Here is a 19,690-nt window from a genome sequence, read left to right as displayed (position 1 = left end):
TTGTGGTTGTTCAGAGCGAGACGCCCCAGGCCCCTCTGGATATCTGGAATCCGACATTGGGGCGGGCTGTCACTACAGGTACGTAGTGTCCTCGATGAATTTCGTTGAGTTTGGAGATGATTTCGCTGGTCACCGACAAATTCTGGTTGTTTGCGGTGATGTCAAACACTTTGTGGGTGCTGGGTATGGTTCCGGTGCCGATCTGCAGGACCGGAAGCATCCGGTGCGGTTGGACCGGGCGCTGGTGGGCAAAAACTATGAGGGCTTCGGCGCCGGTGGCGCCCAGCCCGGTGGAGATCTCGAGCCAGTCCGATGTGCTGGCCTGCATAACGTGCAGGCCGGCTGCCTCGACCGATCCTGCGTAGGGAATGGTCGGGTGGGCGGAGTCGATCTTGAGTTTTTCCAGGAACGCCTCCGATGTCAGCAGGAGGTCGGTCTCGCTGACGATGACGCTGGTTCCTTCGGCAAGCAGTCCTTGGACGAGATCAACTGCCATTCCAACGACGGATTCGCTGGGTGCGGCCGCTGTAGCTATGCCGATAATGCGGCCGGCCGGTTCACCTGGCATGTCGCTGCTGGCTGCATGGATATGATCCTGAATAAGGTCACCGACTATGTTCGACACTGCCGTGATGCCTCCGGAATTCTGGATCCCTGCCCATCCGAAATGTTTTGTATCAACGCCACGGTTCCTCAAACTGTCTTTGAAGAAGTCGTTGTGGGTCTTCTCGCATCCATGCTCAAGGAAAATGGTGTGAGAGACAGCCGGATGCATCGCGTAGCCAAGTATGGTCCGGGTGTAGATCTCCTCCGCGTCACCTCCAGAGACGCCGCATCCCTCCGTATGAGGCAGGGCGACCACTTGCCATGCGTTTGATGACCCGGCGTCCGTGAGCGAGGCGTTCATTTTGGCGGCGATCTGCTCGGCGACCTGGCCCGAACACAGGCTCGTCGGCAGAATCTCGATAGTCCTCCTGCGCTCCGCGCCGGAGTCGTAATCCTTCGAGAAATGTGCTGGTACTGCGCTTCGTTGCGCTGCGGGGAGCAGGGGTTTCCCGGAGCAGATGGTGGAATGGCCGAGATTTGCGTCCGTGCTCCGGGTGCCATCCTGGCGCCAATCTCTCCAAATCTGGACTTGAGACTGTCCGGTGTACTCGCCTTTGCTCTTTTCACCGGAGGCGATGCGGCAAGTGAGCTCCAGCAACTGTTGCGCGCTGTCTTCTTGTCCCAGCCCATCAAGGAGCAGGCCAGCGTTGAAGTCCATGTCCGTTTCGAGCAGTGCGAAGCGTTCGTTCGTGGTCACGATCTTGATCGTTGGAACGAACGGAAAGTTAGTGATCGAACCGTTCCCCGTGGTGAAAAGGATCAGGTTTGCTCCCGCTGCCACCTGACCTGCGATGCTTTCCAAGTCGTTGCCGGGGCTGTCCATGAAGTAGTAACCGGGCAGCTCCATGCGTTCTCCGTACGCGATGACGTGCTCAAGTGCGGTGTTGGGGTCCTTTTTTCGTCCAGCGCCCAGCGATTTCAGCGTGATGTTATAGAGACCGCGGTAGAGGTTGCCTCCTGAAACATTTCCTTCAGCGGTCTGGCCGTGGCGTTGAGCATAGTTTTTGAAGGCATTGAGCTTGGCCAGGAATTCTTCTGCGATGCTTGGCTCAGCTACCTTGGCCAGCACGTGCTCTTCGGCGCCGATAAGTTCGTCGGTCTCGGCTAGATTTGCCGTCGCGCCGCCCTGCAGCAGCTTCTCGACCACGGCGCCGAGCAGCGGATTGGCCGTTACCCCGGAGAACGCATCTGAACCGCCGCACTGCAGCCCCACCTTCAGTCCTTCAAGCGGCGCCGGCTCACGCACGCACTTTGCGGCACCATCCAGGAGCGGCCGGACGAGTGCTGTCAGCGCCGAAACCGATTCACCGGAATCACCGCCGCTGACGAAGTACCGGATTTTGCTTTCAAGATGGGCATTCCCGAGAGAATTCAGCTGGTTAAGCAGTTCGCCGTTTGAAACGGGTGAGTCCGGGTCGTTCACGAATACAGCTGCTGCGATATTCGGGTTTACAGCAAACCCTGCCAACGTCCTGAGCAGCAGGGCCTTGTTGTGCATGGCTCCGGAGCTGCCGCCTTCAGTGTGGACGACGGGCGTAAGGGCATCGACATTCTCCAGGCCGCGCACGTACCGCTGAAGATCCTCCGTAGCCGCCAGTACCAGGGACCGGGCGCGGGAAGTGACGCCAATAATTGCGACGTCATTCCTGGTGCCCCAACCGCGAGCTGGGCCTCGGTAGTATCCCATGAATGCCGGACCGGAATCCTGCTTGCGCTCGTTCTTGGCGAGGGTCTGCCTTTGCGGGAGCGCCTGTTCCTTGGTGCTGTCCCGATCTATGAAATTTACGCTTAGACCGCGGGGGTAGTCCTGGGGGTTTCGCATCGTCAGGACATCTTTCATCCGTTCGTTGCAGAGATAATCTCCAGGGTTGATATCAACGGATGCGTAGCCGAACGGATAACCCCAGGAAAGCACCTCTTCATCCTTCTGGATCCTCTTCACGCACAAGCGGTGGCCCTTGGGAATGGCCGTCTTGACGGCGAGCAGCTGACCTTCAATCTCGATGAGATCGCCGGCTTCAATTCGTTCAGTTGCGATGGCTGCGTTGTCCCCGGGCGCGGGCAGAAGGAACCGCGGCGTGGTGTTCTTCTGCTGGGCGTTTGTGGGGCCTGACTGGCCGCACGTATTCATGCTCACGCTTCCTCCATTGGAATGTCATCGCGTTGTCTTAGCTGGCCCGGCTCGGGCCCTCGTCCTGAGGGCAGGAATGAGGGGGTAAACCTAGACGCTTGGTAATCACTGGAAAATTGGCTTGCCGACCCTGATCGCTGTTGCGCTGGTGAACCAGTTGCGTAGTTCTGACCCGGCTGTGGGGTGTTGTTACTGCTGGAATCGGAGGCTGATAGCCATCGTCACGGCGGCATTCATCAACTCAGGGGTGTATCCGGCGTCGATGGCCGCGAGCACGCCCTTGGCCGTGTGTGAATAGTGCGCGGCGAGTAGTTCTGCTGCACCTGCAGGGCTTCCCTCGACTAGGGCATCAAAAATGCTCTGGTGATCCACCTGGCTTTGGTTCCAGTTTGTATCAGACTCATTGACGTAGATCCTGCGGTATCGCTCAGCATGGTCGAAATTCTGACGAATGGACTTGCAGAACCGATCACTTACGCCATCGACCAAGCTCATGTGAAAGATGCGGTGATGCTTGGCCCAACGCATATAGTCGTGGTCGCCAATTGCAGACTGCATGCCCTCCAAGTGCTCGCGCGAACGGTCAAGGCGGTCCTGGTCGGCTTTCTGTACGGACTTGAAAATTGCAAGTGATTCCTGCTGGATCCGCAGCGCATAGAGGGCATCCAAATCCTCGGGCGAAACCTTGGCCACCGTCACCTTCTTATTCACTTCCACGGTGGCGAGGCCCTCATGCTCCAACAGCCGGAGCGCCTCACGCAGCGGAGTCCGGCTCACCCCAAGATGCTTGGCAAGCTGGACCTGGCTAATCGTTGAGTCCGCCGGAATCGCATTGGTAAGAATCGCCTCCCTTAGCTGGCGGTGGGCGAACGAAACCAGCTTCCGGGGTTCAGCAGCCGTGTCATCGGCTACTGCTTCTATTGGTGTTTCAACCATCTCGACCTCGCCACATCCCGACGAAAGCCGCATACCATGCGAGCCGTCCGTCTAAACTGTATACACTTTCTATGCTTCGAAGTGTGGCACATCACTTCTCGAGGCGCAAGCCCTGGCTGCTGCAGCAGCTGGGGCACCGTCACGACTAGGGTAGTCGGGGACGCAACAGGCCAGCAGCGTAGGCCAATGGGTCGGCTATCGCGAGAAGGTCCCGGAGGTTGGGGTAGGCGTGACAGCCGCTATCTTCCTCGCGCACCGTTTCGCAAATAGAAGTCGAGAAAGTACCGTTTTGACCGGTAACAGCTCGATGATCGGCTTCCTTTCCGTAGTTGGCAGTCGAGGTCATGACCCCCTGATATTCCCGGGCCGCGGTAGATGGAGCGATGGGCGTGTCAAGGAGAAGCTGCTGCTAATACCTCGGTCTATTGGCAGCTCGTTCTCGGACTAATCGCTAGATGCAGCCAGCATCATCTAATCAATCAAAGTGTATGCAGTTTTCCTGCTTCAAGGTGCAGACGAGGACCTGCTCGCCGACGTGAAGGTGCGCCTTCGCCTGTTTCCGGGCCGGCAGTTAATCAACGAATTCCCCGGCCTTAGCTGTTGGAGCTTGCTTTTGATGTTGTTTCACTGGACCGGGCGTTTCCGCCGTTCCGCGAGTTGGACGCTGACGCCGTCGTCACCGGTATGGATGTGCAGTAGCTGTTGCTGACGGTCCTGCGTTCTGGATGAAGCAGGCCCGCGACCTGCTGACCCGGAGCAAGGACTTGGACCAGACGCTTGGGGATTCAAACCGTCGGTCGCGAATTGTTCTGTATGCGGAGAGGTTGGTGCTGCGTATAGGGCGCTGGACCGGGGCCTGGGGAACGACCGCAGCTATCCGGTGGCGATCGAATTCGAAGGCGAGCCTTGGGGATACCCGCACCTACAACTATGCCAGTTGACCGAGAGGTGCAGAAGTTGGCCAATGTCTTCGATTTCATCGGCGTTGTAAAGGGTGGTGCAGCGTGAGGCTGGCTGCACCACCCTCGAGGTGCGACGGGTCAGGTGCGCGGGGTAACTTAGTTGGGTCAGTTAGCTGGCTGACGTTCGAAACCTGCAATGTTTGCAAATTCAACTGCATCCAGGCTGGCGCCGCCTACCAGGACACCGTCAACATCAGGCTCGTTGAGAATGGCGGCGGCATTGTTTGCTTTGACGGAGCCTCCGTAGAGGAGCCGCGCTGTCGCTGCCACGTCGGCGTCGAAGAGTTCTGCCAGTTCGGCGCGGATAGCGGCGCACATCTCCTGGGCGTCCTGCGGGCCAGCGACTTCCCCGGTGCCGATGGCCCAAACGGGTTCGTACGCGACCACCAGCCGGGATGCCTGTTCTTTCGTCAGCCCTTCAACGCCTGCCCGCAGCTGGGCCAGCGTATGATCAATGTGCGTTCCGGCTTGCCGGATTTCCAGGCCTTCACCGACGCAAAGCACCGGGACGATGGAGTGACGGTAGGCGGCCTTGACCTTGGCATTTAGGATGTCGTCGGTCTCGTTGTGGATGGTCCGGCGTTCGCTGTGTCCAACGAGAACGTACCTACAACCGAGCTTTGCCAGGAACTGGGCGCTGGTGTCGCCGGTGTACGCGCCGGAGTCGAAGGGAGAAAGGTCCTGACCGCCACAGACCAGATTCAAACTATCGTCCTGGATAAGAGCCTGAACGGTGCTAAGAGTCGTGAACGTCGGGAAAACGGCAACCTCAACCCGCTTTGGATCATGCTTGGCTTCGGACAGGGCCTCAGCCAGATGCTGCAGCAGGTCTGTGCCCTGAACATGGTCCATGTTCATCTTCCAGTTCCCAGCAATCAGGGGTTTGCGCGGGCTGGAACTGTTGGTAGATGTGGTCATGACTTCCTCTGCTTCTTTTTGCTAGATGCTGATGGTGCTTTTTGTGGTCTGTCTTTACCGGACTGTTCCCGGGCAGGGGATTGCCTAGGGCTTTTCCCGGCGGTGCAGCTGGGTTCCGTCGAGTTCGTGCAGCAGATGCCGTGTTCCGAAACCCCATGCCTTGATCCAGACGATGTCCGATTTTTCGCTCATGGTCTCGATGCAGGCCGTATAGGTGTAGCCTCCTGGCTCGATAACATCAACGAAGTCGCCGGCCTGAAGTGAGGTCCAGTCCTGGGCGATTGCCTGGTCGCCATCCCTAAGCTGCTTGGCGCGTTTCATTGCCGTGCTGAGGCGAGGGCGCCTTCGACGTCGGCCAGGAGTTCCTTCCAGCTGGCCACGAACTTGTCCAGGCCCTCGGATTCCAGGATTGCGACGACGTCGTTGTAGGAGACGCCGAGCTTTTCGAGCGCGTCCAAAGTGTTGTTGGCTTCGGTGTAGGTCCCGGTGACGGTGTCCCCGGTGACCACGCCGTGGTCGAAGGTGGCGTCGAGGGTCTTTTCCGGCATGGTGTTCACGACGCCGGGGGCAACGAGCTCGGTGACGTAAAGGGTGTCCGGGTAGGCCGGGTCCTTCACGCCGGTGGAGGCCCAGAGCGGGCGCTGGGGGAGTGCGCCGGCGTCAGCCAGCAGGGCCCAGCGTTCGGTGGAGAAGAGCTCTTCGTAGACCTGGTAGGCCAGGCGGGCGTTGGCGACGCCTGCCTTGCCCTTGAGGGCCTTGGCTTCGTCGGTGCCGATGGCGTCAAGGCGCTTGTCGATCTCGGAGTCCACACGGGAGACGAAGAATGATGCCACGGAGTGGATCTTGGAGAGGTCGTGGCCGTTCTCCTTGGCCTGTTCCAGGCCGGCCTGGAAGGCGTTGATGACGTCGCGGTAGCGCTCCAGGGAGAAGATCAGGGTCACGTTGACGCTGATACCCTCGGCCAGGGTGGCGGTGATCGCTTCGAGGCCTTCGAGGGTGGCCGGGATTTTGATCAGGACGTTGTCCTTGTTGACCTTCTTGTACAGGTGCTTGGCCTCGGCGATGGTGCCGGCGGTGTCCCAGGCGAGGCGCGGATCAACTTCGATGGACACACGCCCGTCCACGCCGTTGGTTGCTGCTGCCACGGGGGCGAACAGGTCGCAGGCGTCGGCGACGTCGGTGGTGGTGATTTCGAAGATGGTGTCTTCGACGGACGCGCCGGCTGCTGCCTGCTTGGCGATCGTGGCGTCGTAGTCGGTGCCGGTGGTGATGGCGGCGTGGAAGATGGAGGGGTTGGTGGTCACACCAACCACGTTCTTCTCTTCGATGAGCTTGGCCAGGGTACCGGTTTCCAGGCGTCCGCGGGAAAGGTCATCAAGCCAGATGGAAACTCCGGCGTCGGAGAGCTGCTGGGTGGGAGTAGTCATTGTCTTTTTCTCCTGGAAATTTTGGGTTTTCAGGCCTGAAGGCCGGCGAGGGAGTCCTTGGCAGCGGCCGCTACTGCTTCTGCCGTGATGCCGAACTCCTGGAAGAGGCGCTTGTAGTCAGCGGAAGCGCCGTAGTGCTCGAGGCTGATGGAACGGCCGGAGTCGCCGACGAATTCCTTCCAGCCCAGGGCCAGCCCTGCTTCGACGGAGACGCGGGCCTTGACCGCGGACGGGAGGACCGATTCGCGGTAGGCAGCGTCCTGCTTGGTGAACCATTCGACGCAGGGCATGGACACAACCCTGGTGGCGATGCCTTCGGCCTGCAGGGCTTCACGGGCCTTGACGGCCAGCTGGACCTCGGAGCCGGTGCCGATCAGGATCACATCCGCCGGGACGGTCGCGCCGTCCTTGGAAGCCTCCGCCAGGACGTACCCGCCCTTGGCGACGCCCGCGACGGAACCGAACGTGTCGCCGTCGGCCGCTCCCTCGCCGCGTTCCCACGTGGGGATGTTCTGGCGGGTCAGGACGATGCCGGCCGGGTTGGCGTGGTTTTCGAGCATGGTCTTCCAGGCAACGGCAACTTCGTTGGCGTCACCGGGGCGGACCACGTCCAGGCCCACGATGGCGCGCAGCGAGGCGAGCTGCTCCACCGGCTGGTGGGTGGGGCCGTCTTCGCCCAGGCCGATGGAGTCGTGCGTCCAGACGTACAGGGACGGGACACCCATCAGTGCACCGAGGCGGATGGCGGGGCGCTGGTAGTCGCTGAAGATCAGGAACGTGCCGGAGAACGCGCGGGTCCGGCCGTGCAGGCTGATGCCGTTCACGATCGACGCGGCGGCGTGCTCGCGGATACCGAAGTGCAGGACACGGCCGTAGGGGTTGCCCTTCCACGCGTCGGTCTGCTTGGACGCCGGAACGAACGACGGCGAGCCCTCGATGGTGGTGTTGTTCGACTCGGCGAGGTCAGCAGAGCCGCCCCAGAGCTCGGGCAGGACCGGGCCCAGGGCGTTCAGGACCTTGCCGGACGCGGCGCGGGTGGAGACGTCCTTACCGGCGGGGAAGACCGGAAGGGCCGCGTCAACATCATTGGGCAGTTCCTTGGCCTCGATGCGCTGCAGCAGTGCCGAGCCCTCGGGGTTGGCAGCCTGCCAGGCGTTGAAGGACTCTTCCCACTCCTTGCGGGCAGCAGCTCCCCGATCCACCACGGAGCGGGCGTGGGCCAGGACGTCCTGGTCCACCTCGAAGGACTTGGCCGGATCGAAGCCCAGCACTTCCTTCAACGCCGCGACTTCCTCTGCACCAAGGGCCGAACCGTGGATCTTGCCGGTGTTCTGCTTCTTCGGGGCAGGGTAGCCGATGATGGTGCGCAGCGACACGATGGACGGCTTGGACGTCTCGGCCTTGGCAGCAAGCAGTGCCGAGTAGAGCTCCTGCACGTCTTCCTTGTACTCGCCGGTCTTGGTCCAGTCCACGCGCTGGACGTGCCAGCCGTAGGCCTCGTAGCGCTTCAGGACATCCTCGGTGAACGCGATGTCGGTGTCGTCCTCGATGGAGATGTGGTTCTCGTCGTACACAACAACGAGGTTGCCCAGTTCCTGGTGGCCGGCCAGCGAGGAAGCCTCGGCCGTGACGCCTTCCTGCAGGTCGCCGTCGGACGCGATGACCCAGATGGTGTGGTCAAATGGGCTCTCGCCGGCGGCAGCATCGGCGTCGAACAGGCCGCGCATCCGGCGCTGGGAATACGCGAAACCTACCGAGGAGGCCAGGCCCTGGCCCAGCGGGCCGGTGGTGATCTCCACGCCTGACGTGTGCTTGTACTCAGGGTGGCCCGGGGTCAGCGAACCCCAGGTCCGCAGCGCCTGCAGGTCCTTCAGCTCCAGGCCGTAGCCGGAAAGGAACAGCTGGATGTACAGCGTCAGCGACGTATGCCCGGGGGACAGGATGAACCGGTCACGGCCCAGCCACTCCGGGTTGCGGGGATCATGGCGCATCAGCTTCTGGAAAAGAAGGTACGCAGCCGGCGCCAGGCTCATGGCCGTTCCGGGGTGGCCGTTGCCCACCTTCTCCACGGCGTCCGCAGCCAGCACGCGGATAGTATCCACGGCGCGCTGGTCCAGGTCGGTCCAAGGGAGTACTGGCGTGGGCGTTGCGGCGATCTTGTTGGCCGATGTCGACATCTGAGGTCACTTTCTGAGCTGGTGGTTCTGTGGAAAGAGGCCAGCTTGCAGGTCGCTGGCAACGGTGTCCGTGCAAATGCGTTGTGGGGGAGTTGCAAGGGTACGATCGAGTCGGGAAGACACTGCCTGAATAAACATTCAGTACTGCATTATCATGAAATTATATATCGGCTTCCCCTCCGAAGAATCTAGGATTGACATGTCTCTTGCTGAAATTGATGCCGCCGTTGAAGCCCTGAAGGCTGGCCTGCCTGTCATCGCCGTCGACGATGAAGATCGTGAGAACGAAGGTGACATCATCATGGCGGCCGAGCATGCTACCCCTGAGTGGTTGGCCTGGATCATTCGGGTGTCCAGCGGTTTCGTGTGTGCTCCCATGACTAACGAGCGGGCTGATGCGTTGTCGCTGCCATTGATGACTGAGGACAATAAGGATTCCCTGCGTACCGCCTACACGATCACGGTGGATGCCGCCGGGCAATCCTCTACTGGTATTAGTGCCACAGACCGGGCCCGGACTCTAAGGGTTCTTGCCGACCCGGCCTCTGGCCCGTTGGATCTCATTCGCCCTGGACACATCCTGCCGCTGCGTGCAGTGGACGGGGGAGTGCGCCAGCGGCCGGGCCATACCGAGGCTGCTGTGGATTTGCTGAAGCTGGCCGGTCTGGTACCGGTCGGCGTCATCGCCGAGGTTGTGGCTGATGATGGGGAGATGATGCGTCTGCCGGGGCTTCTGGAGCTGGGCCGGGAGAAGGGGCTCCCGGTGATCAGCATCGCGCAGCTCATTGATGCTTTGAACTAAAGATGCGTAGTCTGCTGGAGCCCCGGGGTTTCCGGGGGCTCCAGCAGGGCTTTGTGTTACTGGGCGCAGAATCCGCCGTCAACAAGCAGGTCGATCCCCGTGATGAACGAGGCGGCGTCCGAGAGCAGGAACACGGCCGGTCCGGCCATTTCTGAAGGGTCTGCGATGCGTTTCATGGGGGTCTCCTGGGCGAAGACCTCCATCTGGTCGACCATCTCGGGACGGGAGTTCATTTTGGTCATGGTGTAACCGGGGCTTAGGGCGTTGACGCGGATGCCTCGCTCGGCCCATTCCATGGCAAGGGACTTGCTGAGGTGGATGACGGCAGCTTTGGCACTGTTGTAGTGAACCTGCAGAAGTCCCCGGTTGACGATGGACCCGGACATGGAGGCGATGTTCACGATGGACCCGCCCCCGTTTTTGAGCATGGCACGGCCTTCAGCCTGACAGCTAAGGAACACACCGGTGACGTCAATGTCGTACACCTTCTGCCACTGCGCCAGAGGCATCTCCTCGGCGGGGGCGGCGTTGGCGATTCCGGCGGAATTAACGGCCATGGTGAGCGGTCCCAGGTCGGCCTGGATCTTCGCGACGGCCTCTTCCATCTGTTCTGCACTGGTGACATCAGCCTGAACGAAGGTAGCCTTCGCACCAGCTGACCGAATCAGGTGCAGGGTCTCTTCCGGGCCGTCTCCTGGCAGATCAACGATGCCGACGGATCCGTTCTGCTGGGCAATGCCCAGGGCGATGGCTTGCCCGATGCCCGATCCGCCTCCGGTGATCAGTGCGGTGCGGCCGTCAAGAGAGTAGGACAGTGCGTTGTTCATTGTGTTCCTCTGCGAATGGTCTTGTGGGCGCTTTTTCTGATTCCAGTTTCTGCGCAGTGTCTTTGTCTGTAATGAGTACGTTGACCCAGCTGCCTTCAACTGCAGCCTTGATGGCCGGGTATTTCCTGCTGCCGCCTGCAACGCCGATCCGGCGGCCGATTTTCAGCATCTGCTCCGGGCTGATCCCCAGGACGCGGTCATTCAAGCCGGACTGGATAAGGGAGCCGTGTTCATCGAAGAATCTCAGGCAGACATCTCCGACGGCTCCTGCCTTGGCGAGGCTCCTGAGGTCTTCTTCGCCCAGTGAGTTCCCCGAGTCACGCAGCAGGGGCGAGGGCTGGATGCTGCCGATGCCCAGCAACAGGGTGTCCAGCCGTTCCCATTCGGCTGCAACTTCCGCAACGAACGGGTCAGCGAAGAGCGCGTCCCTGCCTTCCCTGCTGGACACGATGCCCGGGGCGGCAAGATAACGGGGAGTTGCCTTGGTGACGCTTGCGAGCCTGTCAGCCAGATGCGTCGCCCGCACTTGGACGGTGGGGTTGCCCACCCCGCCGATGACCTGGATGACGCTTTCGGCGGTTTTGACGTTCTTGGGCGTCATGGCATCAACGGTGGCCAGCAAGGTCGATGACCAGGAGGACAGTCCCACCCTGTTCGCACCTGTGAGAGTGACTTCGAGGTAACCTGCTGCGGCTGCGCCCAGTGACCTGATGACCGACGCTTCGTCGTCGGTGCCGGGATCGGCCACGATGACGGCCTGTAGTCCGTACTTGGCTGCCACGGCTTCTTCCAGGTCTGACTCTGTACCTGGAGGGGCCACAACGATGGTTCGGACAATCCCCTGCTTGATAGCGTCAGACAGCCACCGGGACACCCGTGACTGGGACACGTGCAGCTGCTCGGCGATCTCTGCCTGGCTGAGTTTCTGCTCGTGGTACATCCGGGCGGACTTGACCACCAGTCCGAGCTGCTCGGAGGAAAGGGGCTTGTTTCTCGAGACCAACGACTGTCCTTCGGTAGGGCTGCAGGCTAGGGATCGAATTATTTCACGTCCTCCTTAATCTTCTACCTTGTTGCCAGTTCCATGACCCTGGTGGGGGAGGCCTCGTGCGCGTCGAGGATGCCCTGGTTTTGCCCGCGGGCCAGGACCATCACCCGGTGTGCCAGGCCGAGGACTTCTTCCAGGTCGGAGCTGACGACGATGACGGCATCACCGTTGCGTGCCAGCTCCGCAATGACCTCATAAATTGAGGCGCGCGCCCCGACGTCGATACCGCGAGTGGGCTCGTCCAGGATGACCAGACGCGGGTTGCGTTCGAGCCATTTACCAATGACAACCTTTTGCTGGTTGCCGCCGGACAGGGACCCTACGGGCAAAGCGACATTGCCTTTCATCCCGACGCTCTTGGCAACGCCGGTGGCGAGTTTGCGGACCTTCGCCGGAGCAATCCAACCGCCGGAGCTGATTTTGGCCATGTTGGGCAAGGCGATGTTGTTCTCGATGGTGTCAGACACCACCAGCCCCTGCTGTTTACGGTCCTCAGGAATCAGGACGATGCCAGCTTTGATGGCCGCCATCGGATCGTCGGCCTTCAGGGTTTTCCCGTCCAGGACGACGCTGCCGTTATGACGGTGCTGGGCACCGGCAATGGCACGGACGAGTTCGGTGCGTCCAGCACCGACGATTCCGGCGATCCCGAAGATTTCGCCTTCGCGGACGTTGAAGGACACGTCAGTAAAGTTGCCGTCCTTGTCGTGCAGGTCCTTGACCTCCAGCACGACTTTATCCCTGGGAGGGGGAACCTCGGGGAACAGCCGCTCTACGGGGCGGCCCACCATTTCCTCGACCAGCTGCTTCGGCGAAACTTCCCCGGAGGCATGCTCGGTGATCTTCTGTCCGTCGCGCAGGACGACGATGCGGGTCGCGATCTTGGCAATTTCGGCAAGCCGGTGGCTGACGTAGATGAACGAGACGCCTTCGGCCTGAAGCGAGCGGACGCATTCGAACAAGGCGTCAGTTTCAGACTGGCCCAGCGCCGCCGTCGGTTCATCGAGGATGAGTAGGGAGGCATTCAACATCAAGGCCTTGGCGATCTCCACTTGCTGTTGCCCGGCTACGCTGAGGTCCCGGACAAGTGAGTCAACGCTGCCCTTGAAACCGAGGCGCTGAAGCTGGGCTTTGGCTTTTTCGCGCATGGTCCGTGCATCAAGCATGCCGCTGCGCATGGGCCAGCGTCCGATCATGACGTTTTCGGCGACGGTCAGATCAGGCAGGAGGCGCATTTCCTGGTGAATAAGCCCGATGCCGGCGGCAATGGCATCACCAGGAGTCGCGGGCGCATAGGGCTCGCCGTTCCACGTCATTGTCCCGGTGGTGGGCTGGGTAACGCCGGCGATGATGCTGGAGAGGGTGGACTTTCCTGCACCGTTTTCTCCCAGAAGTGCTACGACCTCTCCTGGGTAGATGTCCAGGTCTACGTCCTGGACAGCGATGGTGCCGGGGTATTTCTTGGTGACGCCGCTGACTCGAAGGCCGCGATTGTCCTCGGTAGGCATTTTAGGCTCCATTGACTAGGGAATGGCCGGGCGGGCGGCGCCGTTGTCAGGCGCCGCCCGCTGTTGGGTTAGGGGTGGTTGGCGATGAAGCCGTCGACGTTTTCCTTGGTTGTCAGGACGCCCTCCTGAAGCTGCTCGGAGGGAACTTCTTCACCGTTTGCCAGCTTGATTGCAGATTCCAGGGCGAGTTTGCCCATTGCCTGGGTGGGCTGGGTGATGGTGGCTGCCAGTGTTCCGTTCTTGACAGCTTCCAGGCCTGCCTTGTCGCCGTCGAACCCGACGATGGTCGCACCTTCGACGCCCGCGTTGCGGACCGCCTGGGCAGCTCCCAGGGCAAGCGCGTCGGCGCGGCCGAAGAAGATGTTGATGCCGGGGTTGGCCTGAATCATGTCGGTAGCGATTTGGTAGCCCTCATCCTGTGCCCACTGCTGCGAGGCCTGGCGTGCTACTTCCTGGATTCCCGGGAACTGGGCGACGCCGGCCTTGAAGCCCTCGTCACGGGCCTGTTCGGGGGTGGTACCGATCTGGCCCTGAATCACGCCCAGTTTGCCCTGGCCGTTGACCGTCTTTCCTACCCATTCGCCCAGTTCCTTGGCGGCGGCGACGCTGTCGGTTGCGATGAAGGTGTTACCGGGTGCTCCTTCCGGGTTGCGGTCCACGGCCACGATCGGGATGTTAGCGGACTTTGCGGCACGGACCGGGACGGTGGCCGCGGTGGCGCCGGCGGGAATGTAGATGATCGCGTCGACCTGCTGGGTGATGAAGTCCTGGATCTGGGATACCTGGGTGTTGGAATCGCCCTTGGCGTCAGCGACGACAACCTTAACGTTTTGTTCCTTGGCTGCTGCTTCGACTGACTGGCGGATCTGGTTGAAGAAGTCTGCCTGCTGGTTGGCTACCGCCAGGCCGATCGTCTTCTGCTCGTTTCCGCCGCCTCCGCCGGCTCCTGCATCCCCGCCGCCGCAGGCGGCCAGGGAAACGCTGGTCGCGACGGTCACGGCCATGAGTGCTATTTTTTTGAACATTTTGAATATCTCCTTTGATAAAACAGGGTGTTTGGGCCCTCCGGGGCGTCTGACGACAGGGCGCCCCGGAGGGGGACTAGGAGCGCTTGCGGCGGAGCACGTCTGCCATCACGGCGATGGCGATGACGAGGCCGATGACAATCTGCTGGATGAACGGTGAAACCCCCAGGAGGTTCAGGCCGTTGCGCAGCACGCCGATCAGCAGCACGCCGATGATTGTTCCGCCGATGCGCCCGACGCCGCCGTTGAGGCTCGCGCCGCCGATAACGACGGCGGCGATGACGTCCAGCTCATAGCCGACTCCGGCACTGGGCTGGGAGGAGTCAAGTCGGCTGGCCAGGGCGATGCCGCCGAGGCCGGCCAGGGCGCCTGCAAAGACATAGACCCAGATGGTGACCTTCTTGACATGGATTCCTGCCAGGCGAGCCACTTCGGCACCGCCGCCAATGGCGTAGATCGAACGTCCCGATGCACGGTACTTCAACCAGGCCCAGGCCGCGAGGTATAGGGCTGCGACGACTATCAGGGTCACCGAGAAGAAGCCGAGGTACCGTTCGGAGGAGAGGTTGAAGAACCATTCGGGGTATCCGACGATCTGCTGGCCATCGGTGATCAGGTTCGCCAGACCGCGGGCTATGGAGAGCATGGCCAACGTGGCGATGAACGGCGGCAGTTTGGCGTAGGTAATGCCCAGGCCGTTAAGGGAACCGGCGAGGGCACCCACTGCGATGGCTGCCAGCATGGAGGCCCACATCGGCCAGCCGCCCTGGTGGGAGAGCCAGCCCAGGACCATTGTCGAGAGTCCAAGGATGGCACCCACAGACAGGTCGATGCCACCAGTGATGATGACCGCAGTTGCTCCGACGGACAGGATGCCAAGAACGGTCACCTGGTCCAGGATGTTGATGAGGTTGCGGCTGGTCAGGAAGAAGGGCGAGGCGAAGCTCAGGACGATGAACAGGGCGATCAGGCCGAGCAGGGCGCCGCCGCTTCCGGAGAACAGACGTGCGCTGAGGTTGGAGAAAAGAGGTGCTTTGGCGTCGGTTCCCGCAGGATCCACTCCGCCCGGGCGGTGTGCTACTTGTTGACTCATGATTGACTCCGTTGGCAGTTGAGATGGGCTAGTTCATGAACATTCCGCCATCAATATTGATGGCCTGTCCGGTGATGTAGCTTCCTGCGTCGGAAGCCAAGAAAAGCAAAAGGTTTGCCACGTCGGTGGCTTCGGCGGGCCGTTTCAGTGGAATACCGTCAATCCATTCCTGAATGAGCTCACCAGGCTTGTAGTTGCCCAGCCGGCTGCCCCATTCGCGGTCGTTGTACTCCCACATCTCGGTCTTGACGATGCCGGGGCAGTAGCTGTTGACCCGGACCCCGGACGGAGCGAGCTCCTTGGCCAGGGACTGGCTTAGTCCTATGACTCCGAACTTGCTCGCTGCGTAGTGCGGAGTGAAGATGAAGCCCTGACGTCCCTGCCCGCTGGAAGCGTTGAGGATTACGCCGTTGCTGCTTGCCTTCAGCAGTGGGGCTGCTTCCCTGCAGCACAGGAAGACGGCCGTGGTGTTCACGTTGAGCACCCTGTTGAATTCATCAACGCTGAGATCTTCGAGGTTGGAGATCGTAATGATCCCGGCGTTGTTGACCAGGATGTCCAACCCGTCCCATAGTTCGACGACCCGTGCGAACGCTCCCTTAACTTGTTCCTCGTTGGTGACGTCGGCTACTGCGTGTTCAACGTCGTATCCTGCCTCGCGGAGCGCCGCGGCTGAGTCAGCGACTTTCGGGCTGCGGTCAACCAGGAGCACGGACGCGCCGGCCTCGGCGAACGCCTGGGCGATTCCCAGGCCGATGCCGCTGCCTCCGCCCGTGACCAAGGCGCGGCGGCCTTTGAAGTGTCCGGCGAATATTTCCGACCCAATCAGGTTTGTCACTTACCTGCTCCTTTCACTGTGGCCACTAACGTGGCGTCCTGCCGTTCATCCCCGCCGGTTTCGGCAGGAGGAGTCCAGCGGGCGCGTGCGACAGCTCGTGACCAGCTCAGTTTCCGTGCAGCGGCCTCTCCGGCAGTTATCTCCGGGCGGACCTCCGTTCGATTGCGTGGCACGGCCTTAATATCCTCAGCGGTGCACAGGCCGCTTTGAATGGCTGCCATGTGGGCGACACCCAAAGCGGAAAGGTCAGGTACCGTACTGCGCAAGACGGTGCGCTGGCTCAGATCCGACTGCAACTGCATCAACCAGCTGTTTGACGTAGGGCCGCCATCGGCGAGAACGGACCGGATCGGTGTGGAGATCGACTTCTCCGCCGCCGTCAAAACATCTTCAATCTGCAGGGCAATCGACTCGAATGCCGCCCTCGCCAGGTGAGCGGTTGATGTACCGAGATTGAAGCCGCTGATCGCAGCTTCGGCACGTTCGTCCCACCATGGCGCTCCCAGCCCAGCGAAGGCAGGAACGATGTTCACCCCGCCGCTGCTCTCCACGGTCCTGGCCAGGGAGTCCAGGTGCGCGACGTCGGCATCGAGCACCTGAGCGAGCCACATGGCGGTGGCTCCAGTGGCCAGAATGTTGCCCTCGAAGGCGTACCGTGGGGATCCGTCGTGCCATGCCAGCGTCCTGACCAGCCCGGCCAACGGCGCCGACTGTGCAGCTTCCGTCAACAGACCCATGATGGAACTGCCCGTACCGTAGGTGGCCTTCACCGTTCCGGGCTCCCGTACGCCGTGGGCGTACAGCGCGGAATGGGAGTCACCCAGTACTGCGCAGACGGGTGCACCGGCAGCGTCGGAGACGGTCAGCGGAGAGCTTGGCTCGTTGGAAGCCACGATCTCCGGCAGTACCTGCGCCGGGATGCGGAAGAGATCGAGGAGTTCGGTGTCCCAGTCCACGCTGTCCAGGTTCATGAGCTGGGTGCGGCTGGCGTTACCAGCTTCGATGCGGTGCTGGCCCGTGAGGGAGAAGACGAGCCATGAATCGACCGTGCCCGCCGCGATCTTACCGCCCAGGCTAAGCCGGCGATCGGGGTCAACGCTGTCCAGCAGCCACTGAAGTTTCAGGGCCGAGAACATCGGGTCAATCGGCAGTCCGCTGACACGCTGCACCAACGGGCCGGCACCATCGTTGATCAGTTCCTTCGCCCGCTGGGCGGTCCGGCGGTCCTGCCAGCCAAGGATCGGACCAAGCGGCTGTCCGGTGGCCCTGTCCCAGATCATGATTGACTCGCGCTGGGTGCTCAGACCGATACCCAGCACCGACTTTGAATCAAGGGGCTTCAGGCTCTGACCAATGGCGGAGAAGACGCTGTCCTTGATGGCCAGCGGGTCCTGCTCCACCCAACCCGGCTGCGGGTGCTGCTGGGTCAGGCTCACATGGGCGCGGCCGAGGATGTCACCGGCCGCGTCCATGATGAGTGCCTTGGTTGCGCTCGTACCCTGGTCCACTGCAACGACGACACAGGACCCGGCGGCGGCACGGTTCTGGCTAGACACGGTTCAAAGCTCCACGTACTGCTTTGGCAATGTCATCAGCCTCGAGACCGAAGTGTCCCAGCAGGTACTGGGTGCTGCCGGTAGGAGCGAAGTCCTTGAGCCCCAGGATACGGAGGGGCACACGGGCGCCGTCCTCAAGCTGACCGACTACGCTGGCAACTGCCGCGCCCAGGCCGCCGGCGACATTGGCTTCCTCCGCGGTGACAATCGCACCTGTTTCACGGGCCGCAGTGACAATGGCTTCCTCATCGAGCGGGCTCAGGTAGGTAGCGTTCAGCACACGGGTCGAGATACCCTCTGCATCCAGCGAAGCTGCTGCCCACAGGGCGCGGGAAACTTCGGTGCCGGTGGCAATGATGGTCGCGTCTGAACCTTCGCGGGCGGTGACGAACTTGCCGCGTTCAAAGCTCGAATCATGGTCCGATACCTTGGGGACCTTGAAGCGGCCGACACGGATGTAGGTGGGGCGCGGGTTGGTGACGGCGTTGCGCACAGCAGCGCGGGTTTGGTCACCGTCGGCCGGGACGACAATATCCAGACCCGGGAGGGCGCGGAGCCAGGAGAAGTCCTCAACGGAGTGGTGGGTGGGGCCGAGTTCGCCGTAGGCCATGCCTGGGCTCATCCCGCAAAGGATGACGTGGTGCTGGCTGTATGCGACATCAGCTTTGATCTGCTCCAGGGACCGCCCGGTTAGGAAGGGGCCGGCAGCGCAAACGAAGGGGATGAGTCCGGCGTTAGCCAGGCCGGCGCCGACGCCGACCATGTTCTGCTCGGCGATGCCGACGTTAATCAGCCGGTCCGGGAATTCGTCCCGGAACTTCGTGAGGTTGCTCGACCCGACCGAATCGTTGCAGACCGCGACGACGCGTTCATCCGTCCGGGCCAGCCGGATCAGCTCATCGGCGAAATCCTGCCGGTTGTCGAAAGTGGGTGCTTCTTTGAGCACAGTGGTCGTGGTCATGAGAGCTCCTGGAATGCCTGGGTGGTCTGTTCTGCGGACGGCACCTTGTGGTGCCATTCAACGCGGTCCTCGATGAAGGACACGCCTTTGCCCTTGGTCGTATTGGCGATGACACCGACCGGGGAACCGGTGGTCGAAGGAGCCATTGCCTCAATGAGGGCGTTGTAGTCGTGGCCGTCGATAACCCTGACCTCTAAACCGAAAGAGGCGAGGCGGGCATCGAGCGGATCAAGTCCGTTGGTGTCCTCGGTCCGTGCGCCCTGCTGGAGCCGGTTGCGGTCAACGATGACGTGAAGGTTGTCCAGTTTCTGGTGTGACGCGGACATCAGCGCCTCCCAGTTGCTGCCTTCCTGCATCTCACCGTCGCCCAGGACGACGTAGACGTTGGCGCCGTTCCCGCGGAGCTTGGCGCCGATGGCAGCACCCACAGCTACGGGAAGGCCGTGGCCCAGGGGTCCGGTGTTGGTCTCAACACCAGGGACCTTGACGCGGTTTGGGTGCCCGTTCAAAGCCGAGAGAGGTTCCATGAACGTCTTCAGCTCATCGGCGGAGAAGAAGCCGCAGTGGGCAAGGGTGGAGTACAGCGCTGCTGCGCAGTGGCCCTTACTGAGAACGAACTGGTCGCGGCCGTCCTTGCGGGGATCTTCGGGATCAACATTGAGAACCGCATCGAAAAGGACCGTGAGGATATCGGTAACGGAGAAGTCTCCACCGATGTGACCCTGACCGGCCGTGGCAATCATCTCAAGGATGGAGCGCCGCGTTGCCTGCGCCCGCTCGTGCAGTTTCTCGGCGCGGAAGGAGGCGTCACCCGCCAGTAGATCTTCTCGAAGAGACCGCCACGCCGCGGCCTGTGAAGCATCTGCAGTAAGCAT

Annotated in this window: 15 protein-coding genes and 1 pseudogene; 1 reads left to right on the top strand and 15 read right to left on the bottom strand. The window is 61.6% G+C overall.

What is annotated here, in order from left to right; all coding sequences use genetic code 11:
• Window positions 1-10: 10 nt before the first annotated feature.
• The 6 genes from ACZ9BC_RS14730 to tkt all read right to left on the bottom strand — a co-directional run bounded on the left by ACZ9BC_RS14730 (window position 11) and on the right by tkt (window position 9,157).
• Window positions 11-2,737, bottom strand: coding sequence for a UxaA family hydrolase (locus ACZ9BC_RS14730; protein ID WP_476246811.1), 2,727 nt, complete (start codon window positions 2,735-2,737; stop codon window positions 11-13).
• 189 nt (window positions 2,738-2,926) lie between these two features.
• On the bottom strand, window positions 2,927-3,673 hold the full coding sequence (locus tag ACZ9BC_RS14725; protein WP_476246588.1) for a GntR family transcriptional regulator: 747 nt from the start codon (window positions 3,671-3,673) through the stop codon (window positions 2,927-2,929).
• A gap of 1,067 nt (window positions 3,674-4,740) precedes the next feature.
• Window positions 4,741-5,553, bottom strand: coding sequence for a triose-phosphate isomerase (tpiA, locus tag ACZ9BC_RS14720; protein ID WP_476246587.1), 813 nt, complete (start codon window positions 5,551-5,553; stop codon window positions 4,741-4,743).
• Window positions 5,554-5,637: 84 nt separating this feature from the next.
• Complete coding sequence (locus tag ACZ9BC_RS14715; protein ID WP_476246586.1) at window positions 5,638-5,874, bottom strand: hypothetical protein; 237 nt, start codon at window positions 5,872-5,874, stop codon at window positions 5,638-5,640.
• The gene (gene tal / locus ACZ9BC_RS14710) at window positions 5,871-6,980 is read right to left on the bottom strand and encodes a transaldolase (RefSeq protein ID WP_476246585.1); all 1,110 of its coding nucleotides are present in this window, start codon (window positions 6,978-6,980) and stop codon (window positions 5,871-5,873) included. The genes ACZ9BC_RS14715 and tal overlap by 4 nt, the downstream gene beginning before the upstream one ends.
• A 29-nt stretch (window positions 6,981-7,009) precedes the next feature.
• A complete protein-coding gene (gene tkt, locus ACZ9BC_RS14705; protein WP_476246584.1) occupies window positions 7,010-9,157 on the bottom strand; it encodes a transketolase in 2,148 nt (715 codons plus the stop codon).
• Window positions 9,158-9,356: 199 nt separating this feature from the next.
• Here tkt and ribB point away from each other — a divergent pair.
• Window positions 9,357-9,944: pseudogene (gene ribB / locus ACZ9BC_RS14700) on the top strand (3,4-dihydroxy-2-butanone-4-phosphate synthase); the annotation flags it as partial.
• Between the two features lie 71 nt (window positions 9,945-10,015).
• Here the strand turns inward: ribB and ACZ9BC_RS14695 are convergent.
• The 9 genes from ACZ9BC_RS14695 to ACZ9BC_RS14655 all read right to left on the bottom strand — a co-directional run bounded on the left by ACZ9BC_RS14695 (window position 10,016) and on the right by ACZ9BC_RS14655 (window position 19,690).
• Entirely contained in the window at window positions 10,016-10,786 is a 771-nt protein-coding gene (locus tag ACZ9BC_RS14695) for an SDR family oxidoreductase (RefSeq protein WP_476246583.1), read from the bottom strand.
• Window positions 10,758-11,789, bottom strand: a complete 1,032-nt coding sequence (locus tag ACZ9BC_RS14690; RefSeq protein WP_476246582.1) for a sugar-binding transcriptional regulator — start codon at window positions 11,787-11,789, stop codon at window positions 10,758-10,760. The genes ACZ9BC_RS14695 and ACZ9BC_RS14690 overlap by 29 nt, the downstream gene beginning before the upstream one ends.
• Window positions 11,790-11,851: 62 nt before the next feature.
• Window positions 11,852-13,342 carry a sugar ABC transporter ATP-binding protein gene (locus tag ACZ9BC_RS14685; protein WP_476246581.1) on the bottom strand — a complete coding sequence of 497 codons (1,491 nt, stop codon included), beginning with the start codon at window positions 13,340-13,342 and terminating at the stop codon, window positions 11,852-11,854.
• A 68-nt stretch (window positions 13,343-13,410) separates the two neighbouring features.
• Window positions 13,411-14,367 (bottom strand): substrate-binding domain-containing protein, encoded by a 957-nt coding sequence (locus tag ACZ9BC_RS14680; RefSeq protein ID WP_476246580.1) that lies wholly within the window; start codon window positions 14,365-14,367, stop codon window positions 13,411-13,413.
• 76 nt (window positions 14,368-14,443) lie between these two features.
• Window positions 14,444-15,460: an ABC transporter permease gene (locus ACZ9BC_RS14675; protein ID WP_476246579.1), complete on the bottom strand. Its 1,017-nt coding sequence runs from the start codon at window positions 15,458-15,460 to the stop codon at window positions 14,444-14,446.
• Window positions 15,461-15,488: 28 nt separating this feature from the next.
• On the bottom strand, window positions 15,489-16,298 hold the full coding sequence (locus ACZ9BC_RS14670) for an SDR family NAD(P)-dependent oxidoreductase (RefSeq protein ID WP_476246578.1): 810 nt from the start codon (window positions 16,296-16,298) through the stop codon (window positions 15,489-15,491).
• On the bottom strand, window positions 16,295-17,854 hold the full coding sequence (locus ACZ9BC_RS14665) for an FGGY-family carbohydrate kinase (RefSeq protein WP_476246577.1): 1,560 nt from the start codon (window positions 17,852-17,854) through the stop codon (window positions 16,295-16,297). Before ACZ9BC_RS14665 ends, ACZ9BC_RS14670 begins: the two co-directional genes overlap by 4 nt.
• Window positions 17,847-18,815, bottom strand: a complete 969-nt coding sequence (locus tag ACZ9BC_RS14660; RefSeq protein WP_476246576.1) for a transketolase family protein — start codon at window positions 18,813-18,815, stop codon at window positions 17,847-17,849. The genes ACZ9BC_RS14665 and ACZ9BC_RS14660 overlap by 8 nt, the downstream gene beginning before the upstream one ends.
• Window positions 18,812-19,690: a transketolase gene (locus ACZ9BC_RS14655; protein WP_430228549.1), complete on the bottom strand. Its 879-nt coding sequence runs from the start codon at window positions 19,688-19,690 to the stop codon at window positions 18,812-18,814. Before ACZ9BC_RS14655 ends, ACZ9BC_RS14660 begins: the two co-directional genes overlap by 4 nt.

The sequence above is a fragment of the Pseudarthrobacter sp. TE3704 genome (genome assembly GCF_056279405.1).
The sequence above is the reverse complement of the archived record's forward strand: the minus strand, read 5'-3'. Positions and strand labels throughout refer to the sequence as shown.

Excerpts from the sequence above, each read along its gene's own strand:
- ACZ9BC_RS14730 (WP_476246811.1), bottom strand. The coding sequence starts at position 2,737 with ATGAATACGTGCGGCCAGTCAGGCCCCACAAACGCCCAGCAGAAGAAC.
- ACZ9BC_RS14725 (WP_476246588.1), bottom strand. The coding sequence starts at position 3,673 with ATGGTTGAAACACCAATAGAAGCAGTAGCCGATGACACGGCTGCTGAA.
- tpiA (WP_476246587.1), bottom strand. The coding sequence starts at position 5,553 with ATGACCACATCTACCAACAGTTCCAGCCCGCGCAAACCCCTGATTGCT.
- ACZ9BC_RS14715 (WP_476246586.1), bottom strand. The coding sequence starts at position 5,874 with ATGAAACGCGCCAAGCAGCTTAGGGATGGCGACCAGGCAATCGCCCAG.
- tal (WP_476246585.1), bottom strand. The coding sequence starts at position 6,980 with ATGACTACTCCCACCCAGCAGCTCTCCGACGCCGGAGTTTCCATCTGG.
- tkt (WP_476246584.1), bottom strand. The coding sequence starts at position 9,157 with ATGTCGACATCGGCCAACAAGATCGCCGCAACGCCCACGCCAGTACTC.
- ACZ9BC_RS14695 (WP_476246583.1), bottom strand. The coding sequence starts at position 10,786 with ATGAACAACGCACTGTCCTACTCTCTTGACGGCCGCACCGCACTGATC.
- ACZ9BC_RS14685 (WP_476246581.1), bottom strand. The coding sequence starts at position 13,342 with ATGCCTACCGAGGACAATCGCGGCCTTCGAGTCAGCGGCGTCACCAAG.
- ACZ9BC_RS14680 (WP_476246580.1), bottom strand. The coding sequence starts at position 14,367 with ATGTTCAAAAAAATAGCACTCATGGCCGTGACCGTCGCGACCAGCGTT.
- ACZ9BC_RS14675 (WP_476246579.1), bottom strand. The coding sequence starts at position 15,460 with ATGAGTCAACAAGTAGCACACCGCCCGGGCGGAGTGGATCCTGCGGGA.
- ACZ9BC_RS14660 (WP_476246576.1), bottom strand. The coding sequence starts at position 18,815 with ATGACCACGACCACTGTGCTCAAAGAAGCACCCACTTTCGACAACCGG.
- ACZ9BC_RS14655 (WP_430228549.1), bottom strand. The coding sequence starts at position 19,690 with ATGCTTACTGCAGATGCTTCACAGGCCGCGGCGTGGCGGTCTCTTCGA.